The sequence below is a fragment of the Exiguobacterium sp. N5 genome (genome assembly GCF_025842465.1).
Taxonomy (GTDB): Bacteria; Bacillota; Bacilli; order Exiguobacteriales; family Exiguobacteriaceae; genus Exiguobacterium; species Exiguobacterium profundum.
This window is the reverse complement of the sequence record NZ_JAPAEP010000001.1, coordinates 1133861-1149671: the sequence shown is the minus strand read 5'-3', so window position 1 is coordinate 1149671 and position 15811 is coordinate 1133861. Positions and strand designations below refer to the sequence as shown.

At 47.7% G+C, this 15811-nt stretch carries 16 protein-coding genes; 13 read left to right on the top strand and 3 right to left on the bottom strand.

Translation table 11 applies throughout. The features are described 5' to 3' along the window. Nucleotides 1-6: 6 nt before the first annotated feature. The 4 genes from OKS35_RS05970 (at nucleotide 7) to OKS35_RS05955 (ending at nucleotide 5497) form a co-directional block, all read left to right on the top strand. Nucleotides 7-1359: a DnaD domain protein gene (locus tag OKS35_RS05970; protein ID WP_012726704.1), complete on the top strand. Its 1353-nt coding sequence runs from the start codon at nucleotides 7-9 to the stop codon at nucleotides 1357-1359. Nucleotides 1360-1363: 4 nt separating this feature from the next. Further along, the gene (dnaI, locus tag OKS35_RS05965) at nucleotides 1364-2278 is read left to right on the top strand and encodes a primosomal protein DnaI (protein ID WP_074036533.1); all 915 of its coding nucleotides are present in this window, start codon (nucleotides 1364-1366) and stop codon (nucleotides 2276-2278) included. 299 nt (nucleotides 2279-2577) lie between these two features. Then, nucleotides 2578-4521, top strand: a complete 1944-nt coding sequence (gene thrS, locus OKS35_RS05960; protein WP_074036535.1) for a threonine--tRNA ligase — start codon at nucleotides 2578-2580, stop codon at nucleotides 4519-4521. 103 nt (nucleotides 4522-4624) lie between these two features. After that, entirely contained in the window at nucleotides 4625-5497 is an 873-nt protein-coding gene (locus OKS35_RS05955; protein WP_084543060.1) for a DUF1002 domain-containing protein, read from the top strand. Between the two features lie 30 nt (nucleotides 5498-5527). Here the strand turns inward: OKS35_RS05955 and OKS35_RS05950 are convergent, their stop codons facing one another. Continuing rightward, the gene (locus OKS35_RS05950) at nucleotides 5528-5737 is read right to left on the bottom strand and encodes a hypothetical protein (protein ID WP_012726699.1); all 210 of its coding nucleotides are present in this window, start codon (nucleotides 5735-5737) and stop codon (nucleotides 5528-5530) included. 341 nt (nucleotides 5738-6078) lie between these two features. Here OKS35_RS05950 and infC point away from each other — a divergent pair, with 341 nt between their 5' ends. The 9 genes from infC to pheT all read left to right on the top strand — a co-directional run bounded on the left by infC (nucleotide 6079) and on the right by pheT (nucleotide 13630). Further along, nucleotides 6079-6609: a translation initiation factor IF-3 gene (gene infC, locus OKS35_RS05945; protein WP_012726698.1), complete on the top strand. Its 531-nt coding sequence runs from the start codon at nucleotides 6079-6081 to the stop codon at nucleotides 6607-6609. Nucleotides 6610-6639: 30 nt separating this feature from the next. Further along, on the top strand, nucleotides 6640-6834 hold the full coding sequence (gene rpmI / locus OKS35_RS05940) for a 50S ribosomal protein L35 (protein WP_012726697.1): 195 nt from the start codon (nucleotides 6640-6642) through the stop codon (nucleotides 6832-6834). A 28-nt stretch (nucleotides 6835-6862) separates the two neighbouring features. After that, nucleotides 6863-7222 carry a 50S ribosomal protein L20 gene (gene rplT / locus OKS35_RS05935; protein WP_012726696.1) on the top strand — a complete coding sequence of 120 codons (360 nt, stop codon included), beginning with the start codon at nucleotides 6863-6865 and terminating at the stop codon, nucleotides 7220-7222. Nucleotides 7223-7308: 86 nt separating this feature from the next. Continuing rightward, the gene (locus OKS35_RS05930) at nucleotides 7309-7563 is read left to right on the top strand and encodes a hypothetical protein (protein WP_147536666.1); all 255 of its coding nucleotides are present in this window, start codon (nucleotides 7309-7311) and stop codon (nucleotides 7561-7563) included. 24 nt (nucleotides 7564-7587) lie between these two features. Continuing rightward, a complete protein-coding gene (locus tag OKS35_RS05925; protein WP_012726694.1) occupies nucleotides 7588-8070 on the top strand; it encodes a dUTP diphosphatase in 483 nt (160 codons plus the stop codon). A gap of 19 nt (nucleotides 8071-8089) precedes the next feature. Beyond that, a complete protein-coding gene (locus tag OKS35_RS05920; protein WP_264092650.1) occupies nucleotides 8090-9169 on the top strand; it encodes a M42 family metallopeptidase in 1080 nt (359 codons plus the stop codon). A gap of 1 nt (nucleotide 9170) precedes the next feature. Continuing rightward, nucleotides 9171-9917, top strand: coding sequence for a TrmH family RNA methyltransferase (locus OKS35_RS05915; RefSeq protein ID WP_214781552.1), 747 nt, complete (start codon nucleotides 9171-9173; stop codon nucleotides 9915-9917). A gap of 302 nt (nucleotides 9918-10219) precedes the next feature. Then, nucleotides 10220-11242, top strand: a complete 1023-nt coding sequence (pheS, locus tag OKS35_RS05910; protein ID WP_159562521.1) for a phenylalanine--tRNA ligase subunit alpha — start codon at nucleotides 10220-10222, stop codon at nucleotides 11240-11242. A gap of 12 nt (nucleotides 11243-11254) precedes the next feature. Then, nucleotides 11255-13630: a phenylalanine--tRNA ligase subunit beta gene (gene pheT / locus OKS35_RS05905; protein WP_264092649.1), complete on the top strand. Its 2376-nt coding sequence runs from the start codon at nucleotides 11255-11257 to the stop codon at nucleotides 13628-13630. A gap of 41 nt (nucleotides 13631-13671) precedes the next feature. Here pheT and OKS35_RS05900 read toward each other — a convergent pair whose 3' ends face one another. Both OKS35_RS05900 and OKS35_RS05895 read right to left on the bottom strand, forming a co-directional pair. Beyond that, on the bottom strand, nucleotides 13672-14694 hold the full coding sequence (locus OKS35_RS05900; RefSeq protein ID WP_074036553.1) for a PTS transporter subunit IIC: 1023 nt from the start codon (nucleotides 14692-14694) through the stop codon (nucleotides 13672-13674). 301 nt (nucleotides 14695-14995) lie between these two features. After that, nucleotides 14996-15808 (bottom strand): alpha/beta fold hydrolase, encoded by an 813-nt coding sequence (locus OKS35_RS05895; protein ID WP_078147177.1) that lies wholly within the window; start codon nucleotides 15806-15808, stop codon nucleotides 14996-14998. Nucleotides 15809-15811: the final 3 nt, after the last annotated feature.

The following is a 15811-nucleotide window of genomic DNA, read 5'->3' as shown; positions in this document are numbered from 1 at the left end:
AGAGCCATGGAGAAAGAACGTACAATCTTTGGGACGGACGAATTGTTAATCATGAGTACCGGTCTAGTCGACCGTGAATCGTACCAGTCCCTTTACCACTTATATCAACCTGTCATCGGGGTGAAGGCGCTCGCACTCTATCAAACGTTATGGAGCGAACTAAAACCGGGCAAAATGAAATCCAACTATATGTCCCATAGTGCATTGTGTGAGATGTTGGAGTTCTCCATCAATGAGTTAATGGACAGTTTGTTCCGCTTAGAAGCGATCGGATTAGTGCGAACCTATAAAACAAAAGACGCTCGATTGACACAATACGTTTATCAGTTACGTGTTCCGCTTGCACCGCACACGTTTTTGAATGATGGGTTACTGTCGAGTTTCCTCTTCTATAAAGTCGGGGAAGTACGATTCAAACAACTGCAAGGGCGTTTTACGATTGATCCGTTGCCCGCAGGCATCGTCGAAGTGACAAAGGATTTCAATGAAGTATTTGATGTCAAAGGAGTGAACCATCGTGCGTTCACACAAAAAAATTATGAAAAGCCGGACCGGGCTAAGATTGAGATCAACTATTCGTTCGATATGGAAATTGTGAAAAAACTGACGAATTTTCCAGTTGGATTTTTCACGAAAAAATTAGACGAAACGATCACAAAATTGGCCTACGTGTCACAACTCGATGAAGAGACGATGGCGGAAATGTTGAAAGAATATTTCGTACATGAGGCGTACCTGCCACTCAGCGAACAAGAGAAGCGGGACGGTTGTCGTCAAATGGTTCTGCAGTTGAAGAAGAAACAGACGCGCCACCGGAAAGAGAAGACCGTCGAACTTGAACAGACGAAACTAGGAGATTTGCATGATCCCGAAGTGATGGAGTCCGCACACCCACATCAATATGTCTCGACGCTTCGGAAGACCCCGCAACTTTCAAAAAGTGATGAACAGTTAGTCATTGAACTCGTCGACACACTCGGTCTCGCGCCAGGGGTCATCAATGCGCTCTTCTATTACTGTATCGAAGTGAAGAAGCAGACGCGGCTGAGCGAGAACTATGTCTTGCGCATTGCGACGAGTTGGAAAACAGCGGGCTATACGAATGCAAAAGAAGCGCTAGAGCGTGAAGAATCTCAAGATGCGCTCATCGAGAAGAAACAGCAAAAACGTGAGAGTGTGCAACGCACCACAGTCGGGTCACGACGGAAACCCCAACAAGGGGATATGCCGAAATGGCTCGAGGACGAGGCGAAACAACAGCGCTCATACGACCAAGCGAGGAAAAAAGAACTCGAGTCGTCCGTACCGGATGACGCGGAACTTGTGAAACTATTAAATGAATTGAAAGAGAAGGGGTGAGGGGATGGAACGAATCAATCAGTCGCTGTCTCAGTTGATGAACCGAAAAGAAGTTCGGGAGGCGTACGAGTCGATTCGCAGACGTACACTGAACCACCCGGGTGTCATCGCATTTTTGAACGCTCATCCAGAGTTAGAGGAGAAGGCGATTGAAATCGGGTTTACCAAACTGAGTGAGTACGCGGAACAGATGGATGGAAAAACGTTCAGAGAAGATCAGGCCGTCATCCCAGGCCATCAACCGGTACTTTATGTCGATTTAGGACAGATTGCAATTCGATATGAAGAAACGGTCGCACATCGCCAGGCGAGACGACAAAAAGAAATGGACCGTAAATTCAAAAGTTTGTTTTTACCGGAAGAAGTTCGCGAGGCGAGTTTCGAATCTTTCGATTGGGGCGACGACGCGCGTAAAATCGCATTGCGTGAAGCGATGCGATTTGTAACAGGGATGAAGTCTCGTCAAAAAGTGAACGGCCTCTATCTCCATGGTAGTTTTGGCGTCGGGAAGACATATTTACTCGCCGCAATCGCCAATGAGTTGAAGGTGGCGGACATCGAGACGATTCTAGTCCATGCTCCGGGCTTTGTGTCGGAGGCGAAACGCAAAATTCGTACCGAGTCGTTCGACTCTTTCTTGACGTCGTTTCAACATGTGCCAGTCTTACTGATTGATGACATCGGAGCTGAAGCCATCAGTCCGTGGGTACGAGATGAATTGTTCGGGATCATTCTTCAGTATCGGATGATGCATCGCTTGCCGACGCTCTACAGTTCAAACTTTAGCGGAGAAGAACTCGAGACGCACTTTTCAATCGATGGTTCGCCGCAAAATAAAATGAAGGCACAGCGACTCATGCAACGTATTTCCACGACGACGACCCAAATTGAGTTAAAGGGTGAAAATCGCCGTCGGTAAAGGATTGTTTTTCTTTGGTGAGTTGACTATACTAAGAAGCATATAAAGGATGCATAGAAGAGGATATGGATCATCGAGACGAGTTTTAGCGAGGGAAGGGCGGTGGAAGCTTCCTAACGACGACGATGGATTTACTCCCTCAGAGCACCGTACGGGTCAATCGTGCGGCGATTCACACTCGTTATCGTGTGTTCGAGCCAAGCAGATTGCTTGGGAACGAGGGTGGTACCACGAGAATCAAAGCTCGTCCCTTTTTGAGGGATGGGCTTTTTTTATATTCATTTTTTGAGAGGGGACAGATGTACATGATTCAATTAACATTTCCAGATGGCGCGGTAAAAGAATTTGATGCAGGCGTCACAGCAGAAGACGTCGCGGGCTCGATCAGTCCGGGACTTCGTAAAAAGGCAATCGCAGCAAAACTAGACGGAGAACTCATCGACTATCGTCGTCCAATCGAACATGACGGCAAAATCGAACTCGTGATGCCGGACTCGGAAGATGGTCTTGATTTGATGCGTCACTCGTCAGCGCACTTGATGGCTCAAGCGATCAAACGGTTATACGGAGAAGACAACAACATCTATCTCGGAATTGGACCGACGATTGAGAACGGGTTCTATTACGATATCGAGATGGATCGTCGCATCAATGAGGAAGACCTTCCTGAAATCGAAAAGATGATGAAACGCATCGTCGACGAAAACTTAGAAATCACACGTGAAGTCGTTTCCCGTGACGAGGCGCTCGCTCGTTATAAAGAATTGGGAGATCCGCTCAAGATTGAGTTGATTGAGGACATTCCTGCTGATCAAACCCTTACAATCTATCATCAAGGTGAGTTCTTTGACCTTTGCCGTGGACCTCACGTCCCGTCAACATCGAAGTTGAAAATCTTCAAATTGATGAGCGTGGCTGGTGCCTACTGGCGCGGGGACTCAGACAATAAGATGCTACAGCGTATTTACGGGACAGCGTGGGCGACGAAAGAACAACTCGCTGAACACTTGCGTCTTCTTGAAGAGGCGAAAGAACGCGACCATCGTAAACTCGGGAAAGAACTCGACCTCTTCTTCGTTTCACAAGAAGTCGGTCAAGGGCTTCCGATGTGGCTTCCGAAAGGGGCTGCGATTCGTCGTACGGTCGAGCGCTACATCGTTGATAAAGAACTCGAACTCGGATATCAACATGTCTACACACCGGTTCTCGGTTCGGTCGACTTGTATAAGACATCTGGTCATTGGGATCACTATCAAGACGACATGTTCCCGAAAATGGAGATGGACAACGAAGAACTCGTCCTTCGTCCGATGAACTGCCCGCACCACATGACAATCTACAAACATGAGCCACGTTCGTACCGCGAACTTCCACTTCGAATCGCTGAGCTTGGCGGGATGCACCGTTACGAGATGTCAGGGGCGCTCACAGGTCTACAACGTGTTCGTTATATGGTATTGAATGATGGACATACGTTCGTTACACCTGAACAGATGAAGCAAGAATTCAAAGACATCGTTCATTTGATTCAAGAAGTATACGCTGACTTTGGCATAAAAGATTATCGTTTCCGTCTCTCGTATCGCGATCCTGCTGATAAAGAGAAGTATTTCGATAACGATGCCATTTGGGAAATGGCACAAAGTCAGTTGAAGGAAACGATGGACGAGCTCGAACTTCCGTACTTCGAAGCAGAAGGCGAAGCGGCATTTTACGGACCGAAACTTGACGTACAAGTACGGACGGCACTTGGGAAAGAGGAGACGCTCTCGACTGTCCAACTCGACTTCTTGCTTCCGGAACGTTTCGATTTGACATACACTGGGCCAGACGGTAAGGACCATCGTCCAATCGTCTTGCACCGTGGTGTCGTCTCGACGATGGAACGGTTTGTCGCTTACTTGATTGAAGAGTATAAAGGCGCGTTCCCGACATGGCTCGCACCGGTCCAAGTCAAGTTGATCCCGGTTTCACACGTCCACGACGAATACGTCGCAGAAGTGAAAGCAGAACTTGTCAAACGTGGTGTTCGTGTCGAAACGGATCTCCGTGACGAGAAACTAGGCTATAAGATTCGTGAAGCACAAATGAAGAAGATTCCGATGACGCTCGTTCTTGGCGATAAAGAGCGAGATGAGCGTGCGGTCAATATTCGCCGCTACGGTCAGCAGGAACAAGTTTCTGCTTCACTTGATGAATTCATCGCATCGCTCACAGATGAGATTGCGAACCGTTCACGTTAAGTTAGGGACCACCTTTCCAACCAGAAGGGTGGTTTTTTTCGGTCTATAGACGGATGTGTATTTGGTCATCTACACGTATCGTAAACGTAAGGAGTGATACTTAATGAATTATATGAAGCCAGTATTGGCACTTACTATTGGAGCGGTTGCGTTCACAGGAGCGCTTCCGAAAGTCGGAGCGGAGGCAATCGTCAATGATACGATTGTAACCCTTGGTGAATCATTATCTTCAGAGCAACAAAAATGGGTACTTGAGCGTATGGATGCCCCAGAAGGAATCGAACCCATTATCGCGACTGCCGCAGATGAAGAAAAGTATTTAGGTGATTCGGTCCCGCAAGCACAGCGTGGAGGCGGCATGTACTCGTCTGCCCGAATCAAGTTGACGAACGGGACTGGTCTTGATATTCAGACGGAAAACGTGACGTGGGTCACGAAAGATATGTATGCGAACGCCCTCGTCACGGCGGGTGTGACGGATGCCGATATTTATATCACGTCACCGATTAACGTGACGGGTACCTCGGCCTTGACGGGAATTATGAAGGCATATGATCAGACCGCGGCCGAGACCGGGATTGAACTGTCGGATGAACGAAAAGAATTGGCGCAAGAAGAGCTGGCGGTCACGTCTGAAATCGGTAAGACAGTCGGACAAGAGGACGTAGCAGGTCTCATGAACGAGATTAAAGCGGAAATCGCAAATCAGATGCCAGAGACAAATATTGAGATTCGTGACATCGTCATTCAAGTATTGAATCAAAATAACGTTCAGTTGTCTGAGGGTCAACTCGATCAACTGACGACGCTATTCGAAAACATGCAGCAAGCAAATCTTGATTGGTCAGCGATCAGTAGTGGATTGAAAGATGCGGGTCAAGATGTGCAGGCATTCCTCGAACAAGAAGAAGTAAAAGGATTCTTTGCCCGATTGTTTGAGGCGATCGGGAACTTCTTCAAGTCACTTACAAACTAAGTGGTACTAAAAAAGGGCGCCTGCCCTTTTTTAGTACCACCGTTTATGGATATAATTTTGAGCCGACTCGTGGTCATCGACGATTTTTAAAGTGATGCGATTCATTTCTTCTAGTAAGTCTGTCAATACCGCCTGTAATTTTTCGTCTTCTAGCCCATGTGCTTGCATCGTCTTACTGACAATCTGCTGGACTTGATCATGGTAGTCATGCTCTCGCGATACATCTTTTCGCCAGTTCATGTCGATCCCTCCTTTGATATTTCATTATTCCCTTTGAAAAGGTATTGCGAAACGAGAGAATGACTGGTATCATCATAAAAGTGTGAGCTACCAATTATTCATGCGCGATATCTTGACATCTTTTCCTGCTAGTGCTAAGATGACATAGTGATTAAAAACAACAAAGCAGAAGCACCCGCTTTTCACCTCGTCTGAGAGTCATCAGGCAGGTCCATCAAGTTCTTGGTTCATTCGGCATCGTCTGCCGTTTTATGACCTCAACTGATGTGTGGGTGGGAAACTGCCGACGCTTTTTTTATTGCCATGTTGTCTTGTCAATCTAAATCTCGTGCAATCGCACGATGGAGGTGCTAACCATTAGCAAAGAGCTCTTTATCAACGAAAACATTCGTGCCCGTGAAGTACGTCTCATTGGCGCAGACGGTGCACAACTCGGTGTGACATCACGTAACGATGCGTTACGTTTAGCTGAAGAAGCGGAACTAGACCTCGTCTTAGTCGCGGATAAAGCAAATCCACCGGTCGCTAAAATTATGGATTATGGGAAGTACCGTTTCGAACTCCAGAAAAAGGAGAAAGAAGCGCGTAAAAACCAAAAAGTCATCCAAATGAAAGAAGTACGTCTCAGTCCAACAATCGAGGACAACGATTTCCAAACAAAATTGCGTAATGCACGCAAGTTCCTTGAAAAAGGAAACAAAGTGAAGGCTTCGATTCGTTTCCGCGGACGTGCCATCACACACTCGGAAATCGGGAAACGTGTTTTGGACAAAATGGCAGCGGAATGTGCCGATTTGGCAACAGTTGAACAAAAGCCGAAGATGGAAGGACGCAGCATGTTCTTAGTGCTGGCTCCGAACAAAGAAGATTAATTATCGATTCTCAGTGGGGAGGAAATACTCATGCCGAAAATGAAATCGCACCGCGGTGCTTCAAAACGTTTCAAACGTACAGCATCAGGTAAACTCAAGCGTTCACACGCTTACACAAGTCACTTGTTCGCAAACAAATCGACTAAAGCGAAACGTAAGCTCCGTAAAGGCGCTATCGTATCAGCTGGAGACTTCAAACGCATTCGCAACATGATCGCGAAGTAATACAGAAACAATTTAGGAGGGAATCCATATGCCACGCGTAAAAGGCGGTTATACGACTCGTCAACGTCGTAAAAAGCAAATTAAACTTGCCAAAGGATACTTTGGTTCGAAACACATTCTATTTAAAGTAGCAAAACAACAGGTCATGAAGTCACTCATGTACGCTTACCGTGACCGTCGTCAGAAGAAACGTGATTTCCGTCGTCTTTGGATCACACGTATCAATGCGGCAGCACGTACAAACGGTCTCTCATACAGCCGTATGATGCACGGCCTCAAGCTTGCAGGAATCGACATCAACCGTAAGATGCTTGCTGAGCTTGCTGTGACAGATGCACAGGCATTCGCGTCACTCGCTGAAACAGCTAAATCAAAATTGAACGCGTAATCGTTCAATCGACAGCGCCGAGACACTCTCTCGGCGCTTTCTTTTTTCTTTAGAATTTCTTAGAATTAAGAGAAGGAGGAAAGCGTATGAATCAATCGGTTGTTGCCATCGTCGCCTTAGCGCTCATTGTCTTGAACGTTTACACCTATATCCAAGCGAAACAGTATACGCAAGGGAAAGGTGACTTTAACGTCCTATTCGCCTATGCAGGAGGAGCCATCGGTGCCTTGTTCGGTCTTCATCTGACTCGGAAGAAGACGGTTCATGCCCCAAAACTGCTTCAATTACAAGTATTGATTTTAGCAGTGGGCTGGTCTTTAATGATTTTAGTACTGCTATAAGTGGAGATAGAGGAGGAACATCCGGTGAACTGGACAACATTGTTTGATCGGCAGCGCGAATTAGACGAGCGGATCAAAGCACAACATGGATTATCCGGCAATCAATTCGATGAACGGTTACTGGCGCTGCTTGTCGAGCTCGGTGAACTGGCTAACGAAACACGTAGCTTTAAGTTTTGGTCGAAGAAAGGACCGTCGCCTCAAGATGTGATCTTAGAAGAATATGTAGACGGCATTCATTTCTTACTGTCACTTGGTCTTGCGCTTGGGTATGAACGAGATGCGTTTCCTGCGGGAAGTTCATATCTTGATGCGACTGATGCTTTTTTAGATATTTATCGAAAAGTGACGAATTTTGGTCTTTCAAAAACGGAAGCCATGTACGAGACGCTGATGGCAGCTTATCTCGAACTTGGTTATACGCTCGGTTTTAATGAGCAACTCATTTTGCTGGCATACATGAATAAAAATGAAGTAAACCATGAGCGACAAAATCAAGGATATTAATGAAAAGGAGCGGATTGGTATGAATGAATCGTTACATATGTTAAAACGTTTGACGGATGCAACAGGCGTCCCGGGCAATGAGGGAGAAGTCCGTCAATTGATGCGTGAATACCTCGAGCCGCATGTCGAGTCGTTTGAACAGGATGGACTCGGAAGTTTATTTGGTCAAGTGACTGGAGATGCTGAAGGTCCGCGTGTCATGATTGCGGGTCACATGGATGAAGTCGGCTTCATGGTGACACGTGTGGAAGAAGGCGGTTTCCTTCGTTTCCAAGCGCTCGGTGGCTGGTGGAACCAAGTGCTGTTGGCACAGCGAATGGATGTTGTCACACGGTCTGGTGAAAGGATTCCCGGTGTCATTGGTGCGAAACCACCTCACGTCCTACCGCTCGAGGCACGAAAAAAACCCGTTGAAATCAAAGATATGTTCTTAGATATCGGTGCCACGTCGAAAGACGAAGTGGCTGATTGGGGAATTCGTCCAGGCGATACGGTCGTGCCCCATTGTGAATTCACTGTCATGAAAAATGAGAACTTCTTGATGGCGAAGGCATGGGACAACCGAATCGGATGTGCGATTGCCATCGAAGCAGCAAAACGTCTGAAGGAAGAATCGTTCCCAGGCGTCGTGTATACAGGAGCGACAGTACAGGAAGAGGTCGGGTTACGTGGAGCGGTGACCGCTGCCAACTTGATTCGCCCGGATGTCGCGATTGCTGTCGATACAGGCATTCCAAGTGATACGCCGGGGATGACCCAAGCAGAAGGGTTGTCAAAACTCGGGGACGGGGTTCAAGTCATCTTCTTTGATGCGACTACCGTCACGAACCCACGCCTTGTCGACCTCATCGTTGACGTGGCCAAAGAGCAAGACATCAAATATCAATTGGACTTAACGCCAGGCGGTGGTACAGATGCTGGGCGATTCCATCTTTCTGGGATTGGGATGCCGGCCATCGCATTGACAGTGCCGGTCCGCTATTTACACACGAACGTGTCCATCATCCATAAGGATGATTACGAGGCAGCGGTACAACTCGTTGTCGCATTGACGAAACGTTTAGACCACGAAACGGTCCAATGGTTGAAAGAGGGATAATATGACGAAGATTACGTCTACGAAGAGCGAGACGATTAAACGATTAAAACGATTGATGACGAAAAAAGGTCGTCAAGAAACGGGTCAATTCCTAGTAGAAGGAGAGCATTTGGTGGACGAGGCCATTCGTGCCGGTCGACTCGTCCAACTCATCATGGCTGAGTCGTATTCACCAAAAGGAACGTGGCGACTTGAAGATATGCCAGTCCTCGAGTTATCCGACCACGTTGCGGACCTTCTTTCCGAAACGGAAAAGACCCAAGGCGTGTTTGCCGTTGTCAAGATGACACCGGTGGAACGAACAATGAAGAAAGTACTCGTACTAGACCGAGTACAGGACCCGGGTAATCTCGGTACGATGATTCGGACAGCAGATGCTGCCGGATTCGATACGGTGTTACTCGGGAAAGGTACGGTCGATCCGTTCAACGCCAAAGTCGTACGTGCCACACAAGGTTCACTGTTTCACGTGAACGTGACCTCGGTCGACTTGCTTGAAAAGTTACCTGAGCTGAAAGAGGATGGATTCCACGTCTACGGCACAGCTCTCTCAAAGGCAACATCGTATGAGCAAGTTGCATTCGAAGACAAAGTGGCCCTCGTCATCGGGAATGAGGCACAAGGGGTTCATGCTGATGTATTGGCACTCTGTGACACACGTGTGCATATTCCGGTGCTTGGTGATGCAGAATCGCTCAACGCGGCGGTCGCTGCGGGTATTTTAATGTATCGCATCGCTTTACAATAATCTTGTCAGCACGTGAAAAACGTGATAGGTTAAACACATCGATGAATAAGATATGACGTTGAAAGAACATAGTAAGCGAATGACCGATTCCGTTCAGGGAGCAAGGGCCGTGACTGAGAGCCTTTGCCGGATTCGTCGCTGAATTCACTCTGGAGTCGTGTTGGAGACAACACCGGTTTGGCATCACGATAACGATGCTCTCAAGTGGGCCATGAATTGGCCAAGTAGGGTGGTACCGCGATGATTCGTCCCTTCAGTCAACGACTGAAGGGACTTTTTTATGTAGAGGAGGAAGCGAACATATGAAAGAACAATTAGAACAGTTACAAGTGGAAGCGTTAGAAGAAATCAAACAAGCATCCACACAAAAATCATTGAATGACGTCCGCATCAAATATTTAGGGAAAAAGGGACCGATGACTGAAGTACTTCGTGGCATGGGTAAATTATCTGCTGAGGAACGTCCGGTCATCGGTGAGTTGGCCAATACCGTTCGTACCGCGATTCAAAGCACACTCGATGCTCGAATCGAAGAAGTGAAGGCGATTGAATTAGAGGAAAAGTTAAAAGCGGAAACGCTTGATGTGACACTCCCGGGACGGACATCGACTCCTGGCCATAGCCATCTCTTGCAACAAATCATCGACGAGATGGAAGATTTGTTCGTTGGACTCGGATATACGATTGCTGAAGGTCCTGAAGTCGAGACCGATCTCTATAACTTCGAAATGCTTAACTTGCCGAAAGATCATCCGGCACGAGACATGCAAGACTCGTTCTATATCACGGAAGAGACGTTGCTTCGTACTCATACATCTCCCGTACAGGCTCGCACGATGTTGGAGGCGAACGGAAAACCGATTCGCATCATCTGTCCAGGTAAAGTGTATCGTCGTGATGAAGACGATGCGACGCATTCGCATCAATTCATGCAAATCGAAGGATTGGTTGTCGATGAATCCATCTCGATGGCTGACTTAAAAGGGACACTCGAAGTGTTCGTGAAGCAGTTGTTCGGTGAAACGCGCGAAATTCGTCTTCGTCCAAGCTTCTTCCCGTTCACGGAACCATCGGTCGAAGTCGATATCTCTTGCTTCAAATGTGGCGGGAAAGGATGTAACGTCTGTAAAGGAACCGGTTGGATCGAGATTCTCGGAGGCGGAATGGTCCATCCTCATGTCTTAGAGATGGCTGGCTATGACTCATCAAAAGTGTCAGGATTCGCATTCGGAATCGGAGTGGAGCGTATGGCGATGCTCAAACACGGCGTCGATGACATCCGTCATTTCTACACAAATGACTTACGTTTCATCGAGCAATTCTAAGGAGGAAGACAGATGTTACTTTCAAAAAAATGGTTGAATCAATATATTGATGTATCCGATTTAAGCGGCGAAGCGCTCGGTGACTTGATTACGAAGAACGGAATCGAAGTCGAAAGTGTGACAAATCGTGGGGAAGGACTTTCTGGGATCGTCGTCGGACGGGTCCTTTCATGTGAGAAACATCCGGAAGCGGATAAGTTAAACGTGACGAAAGTGGACATCGGAGAATGTGACCCTGTTCAAATCGTCTGTGGCGCACCGAACGTGCGCGAAGGGCAACATGTGATCGTGGCCAAAGTTGGCGCACGCTTACCAGGACTAAAAATCAAAAAAGCAAAACTACGTGGTGTCGAATCACAAGGGATGATTTGTTCACTCGAAGAGCTCGGCTTTGAGAAGAAACAAATTCGGGAAGACGAGCAGGATGGGATCCACACATTCCGTGAATCCGTACAAGTCGGAGCAGATGTGCTCGATTTACTCGACTTGGACGATGAAGTCATCGAACTCGGTTTGACTCCGAACCGTTCAGATTGCTTGAGCCTCTATGGAATCATTCATGAGGTTGCGGCCATCTTAGAACGTCCATACACGTTGCCGACGGCAGATGTCACGTCATCATCACCATCGGAGGTATCTATCGAACTTGCGACACCGAACTGTTCATATTACGCAGCTCGTGAAGTCAAAGGGGTAACGATTGCAGAGTCGCCACAATGGCTAAAGAATATCTTGATCGCAGAAGGTGTCCGTCCAATCAACAACATTGTCGACGTGACGAACTACGTGATGCTTGAAATCGGACAACCGCTTCACGCATTCGATGCGAAGAAACTCGGCAACTCGATTGTGGTCCGTCAAGCCGAAAATGGAGAAGAAATGGTCACACTCGACGACGTGACGCGCACGCTCGATTCATCGATGATGGTCATCACGGACGGGCAAGCCCCGGTCGCCATCGCAGGCGTCATGGGTGGTGCCAATACAGAGGTAGATCTTTCAACGACAGATATCGTTTTAGAGTCAGCGTACTTTGATCCGGCATCCGTACGCAAGACGAGCCGTACGCTCGGTCTTCGTTCAGATTCAAGCGCTCGTTTCGAAAAAGGCGTTGACCCAGAACGTGTCATGCTCGCGCTTGACCGTGCTGCGCAATTGATTGTCGAACTCGGTGGAGGAGCCATTCATGATGCGGTGCGTTCAGGTGAAGCCGAATCACGTGCCCGAGAAATCCAAGTGTCGATTGACTATATAAACAAGCGTTTAGGGATGACACTCGATCGTCAGACAATCGTTCACATCTTAGAGCGTCTCGGTCTCGCGACAGAAGGGGATGACGTGCTGACAGTACACATTCCATCGCGCCGTCCGGATTTAGAGCTTCCGGCTGACATCACAGAAGAAGTGGCACGTCTATACGGATATGATAGTCTCCCGTCGACGTTACCTGCCTCACAATCGAAAGGCTATTTGCCAGCAATCAACGTACTGCGCAGGCAGACACGTCGCTTGTTACAAGGAGTAGGTTTATCACAAGCCATTACCTACTCGTTAACGAGTGAGGCACATGCGACACGTTTCGGTGGAGAAACCGATCAGCTCGTTCGATTGGCGATGCCGATGAGTGAAGAACGCTCTGTCCTTCGTACGTCGCTCGTCCCTGGGTTGTTAGAGGCGGCTCGTTACAACACGGCGCGTCAACAATCGAACGTCGCACTTTATGAAACAGGACGCGTCTATACGGAGCACGGAGAAACGTTACCACGTGAGAAAGAACGGGTAGCTGGCGTCGTCACAGGTCTATGGATGGATCATCGTTCGCAAGGAACACGGATCCCGGTCGACTATTTCATCGCAAAAGGGATTGTCGACACGTTAGTCCAAACGCTTCGCCTAGATGTCACGTATGAGGCGGTATCGATGCCTGACATGCATCCAGGTCGCACAGCGAACATCTTGATGGCCGGAGAGGTCATCGGATATGTCGGACAAGTGCATCCAGGAACATCAAAAGACGTCTACGGTATGAAGGAAGTGTATGTATTCGAACTCGACCTATTGGCACTTCATGGAGACGAGACACTTCTTTATCAAGACGTACCACGTTATCCTTCGATTTCACGAGATTTGGCACTCGTCTTATCACGTGAGATTCCGGCTGGGACAGTGGAACAAACGATTCGCCAAGCGGCTGGTCCACTCTTGATTGACCTCGTCTTGTTTGACGTCTATACAGGGGAGAATGTTGGAGCGGATGAGAAATCGATTGCCTTCTCACTCAAGTTCCAAAACCCGTCACGAACGTTACAAGATGAAGAAGTAACGGCAGCATATGAAACGATCGTTGAGGCGGTCCGTGCGACACACGGCGCTGAACTTCGAGCGTAAAAAATAAGGAGCGTTGTCCACATGTGACAACGCTCCTTTTATTATTGAATCTCAAGTGCGAGATCGCCGAACTTGGTCCATCCGACAAGACTCGTCACACGATAAAGAGCCCATGTAATGAGTGCAGGGAGTACGACGCCGGTCATCGTGAAGATGAGAAAGGCATCCAACCCTTGGACCGCTAAAATCTGAAGCGGGGCAATCAAGGAGTTGAGCCCGAGACCCGCAATTTCATATGGGACTTGGAGTGAGAACATCAAAGTAGCAATCGGTGCGGAAATCATCGCGGCGATAAACGGTGGGACGACGATTCGTGGGTTTTTGATGATATTCGGAAACTGCACTTTCGGTGTGACAAAGAATGAGGCGACCAATCCACCTGGGTCGGTTTGACGATATGCCATTAAGGTAAATCCAACAAATTGAGCAGAGCAACCGATCAAGGCAGCGGCGCTAGCGACAGGGTCAAGTTGAAGCGCGATGGCGAGTGCGGCAGATGATGCAGGCGACATGAGCATGACACTGAAAACAAGTGCGATGACAAGAGATGTGGCAATCGGTGAAGTTTCAACAGATGCGGTGATCCCTTGGCTGATTGAGTTGATAAGAGGAGTCGTGACCGCTGCCGCAGCAACCCCAACAATGCCGCCACCTAAAACGGCTGTGACCGGGACGACCATCATATCAAACTTTGTTTTGCCGAGGACACGTTTTCCGAGCCATACAGCGGCAGCCGCTGCAATCAGTGCGCTAATCGGTTGACCTGGAACGAGGACGAGTCCGCTTTCTGACGCTTTTAAAGCTGCACCGCCAATGGTTGCAGCAATCATGGCGCTAAATAGGATGAGCGTGTTGCTTCCGAGTTGAAACGCGACGCCAGCGCCTAAAGCAGGTGCCAACAATGATTTGGCGACTTGTCCAATCTGTACGAGCATCGCGATTCCGCTCAAATTACCAATTGTCTCAATCAATAAACCGACACCGAGCGTGACGAGTACGGCATTTGCCATACCTGCTGAAATTTTTACCATTCGATCCATCATATACTGCTTCACTTCCATCATCTCCTCTATATCTTTATGTCAACAAAAAAACCTATCCATCAAGGATAGGCGCGGTTTCAACCTGCAGGCGCCTGTCCGATTACCACGGGAACAAGGGCCTGAAAAGTCGTTTTTTGAAAACAAAACGATTTCAGTCCCTCAGTCGAATAATAATCAGCAGGCTGTTCATATGTACGGGATTGGACATTTCGAGCATCTCCTCTTCGTTGGATTTGCTAAAGAATACCATCTATTTTTGTAATAATCAATATTTTCTGAAAATAAACACAAAAAAATTCAGGAAGCCTAGTGGCGTCCTGAATTAGCTCATTTGTAATGAGCGTGCTTGAATCTGATCGTCGATAAAATTCATCGACAATGCATTGAATTGATCGGGTTGGTCTACATTGACCACATGACCAGAGTCTGCAACGATTTCAACATTGGCTGTCGGTTGATGTTTCGCTGTCCGCTCGACAGCTTCAAGAAACATATAATCCTCATCACCCATAATATACAAAATCGGGACGTTCGTTTGAATCGAAGTGAACTGATTCAATAAAGGATTAATATTTTCCGTCATCTTGAACCAACGGATAAACTCACGTTGACATAAGTTCGCCGCATCGCGGACGAACATCATCCGAGACTTCTTGTGACGCTTCTTCGGGAGTAAAATCCATGCGAATAATTTATATAACCACATATAGGGGACGAAGTTTTGCACGAGACTACCAAGTCGGATGAGCAACGTGGAGCGCACATTAAATTTTACAATGGCTCCGCCGAGGACGACTGATGCGATTCGATCCGGATAGTGCTCAAACATCGCCTGAATCACAATCGTCCCTAAAGAAAGACCGACCATGTGCCCTTTTTCGATACCTAAGTGATCCATGACTTCAATCACGTCTTTGGCAACGACATCAAACGTATAGGCATTCAATGGTTGTTTGAGCGACTGTTCAGCATCGTATGAACCGCCATGACCGCGTAAATCGACGAGCAGGACATTATATTTTTTACGGAAGGGACGAAGTTGGCGATACCAATGCGATAAACTTCCTCCGGCCCCATGTATAAAGATGACCCAAGGATGGTCATCACTAATCGTGTAGGTTTTATAATGCAACATGAA

Bases quoted from the DNA above. Each gene is read 5' to 3' on its own strand.
- OKS35_RS05920 (WP_264092650.1), top strand. From the start codon at position 8,090: ATGAATGAATCGTTACATATGTTAAAACGTTTGACGGATGCAACAGGC.
- thrS (WP_074036535.1), top strand. From the start codon at position 2,578: ATGTACATGATTCAATTAACATTTCCAGATGGCGCGGTAAAAGAATTT.
- pheS (WP_159562521.1), top strand. From the start codon at position 10,220: ATGAAAGAACAATTAGAACAGTTACAAGTGGAAGCGTTAGAAGAAATC.
- pheT (WP_264092649.1), top strand. From the start codon at position 11,255: ATGTTACTTTCAAAAAAATGGTTGAATCAATATATTGATGTATCCGAT.
- rpmI (WP_012726697.1), top strand. From the start codon at position 6,640: ATGCCGAAAATGAAATCGCACCGCGGTGCTTCAAAACGTTTCAAACGT.
- dnaI (WP_074036533.1), top strand. From the start codon at position 1,364: ATGGAACGAATCAATCAGTCGCTGTCTCAGTTGATGAACCGAAAAGAA.
- OKS35_RS05900 (WP_074036553.1), bottom strand. From the start codon at position 14,694: ATGATGGAAGTGAAGCAGTATATGATGGATCGAATGGTAAAAATTTCA.
- rplT (WP_012726696.1), top strand. From the start codon at position 6,863: ATGCCACGCGTAAAAGGCGGTTATACGACTCGTCAACGTCGTAAAAAG.
- OKS35_RS05930 (WP_147536666.1), top strand. From the start codon at position 7,309: ATGAATCAATCGGTTGTTGCCATCGTCGCCTTAGCGCTCATTGTCTTG.
- OKS35_RS05915 (WP_214781552.1), top strand. From the start codon at position 9,171: ATGACGAAGATTACGTCTACGAAGAGCGAGACGATTAAACGATTAAAA.
- infC (WP_012726698.1), top strand. From the start codon at position 6,079: ATGGAGGTGCTAACCATTAGCAAAGAGCTCTTTATCAACGAAAACATT.
- OKS35_RS05950 (WP_012726699.1), bottom strand. From the start codon at position 5,737: ATGAACTGGCGAAAAGATGTATCGCGAGAGCATGACTACCATGATCAA.
- OKS35_RS05955 (WP_084543060.1), top strand. From the start codon at position 4,625: ATGAATTATATGAAGCCAGTATTGGCACTTACTATTGGAGCGGTTGCG.
- OKS35_RS05895 (WP_078147177.1), bottom strand. From the start codon at position 15,808: ATGTTGCATTATAAAACCTACACGATTAGTGATGACCATCCTTGGGTC.
- OKS35_RS05970 (WP_012726704.1), top strand. From the start codon at position 7: ATGGAGAAAGAACGTACAATCTTTGGGACGGACGAATTGTTAATCATG.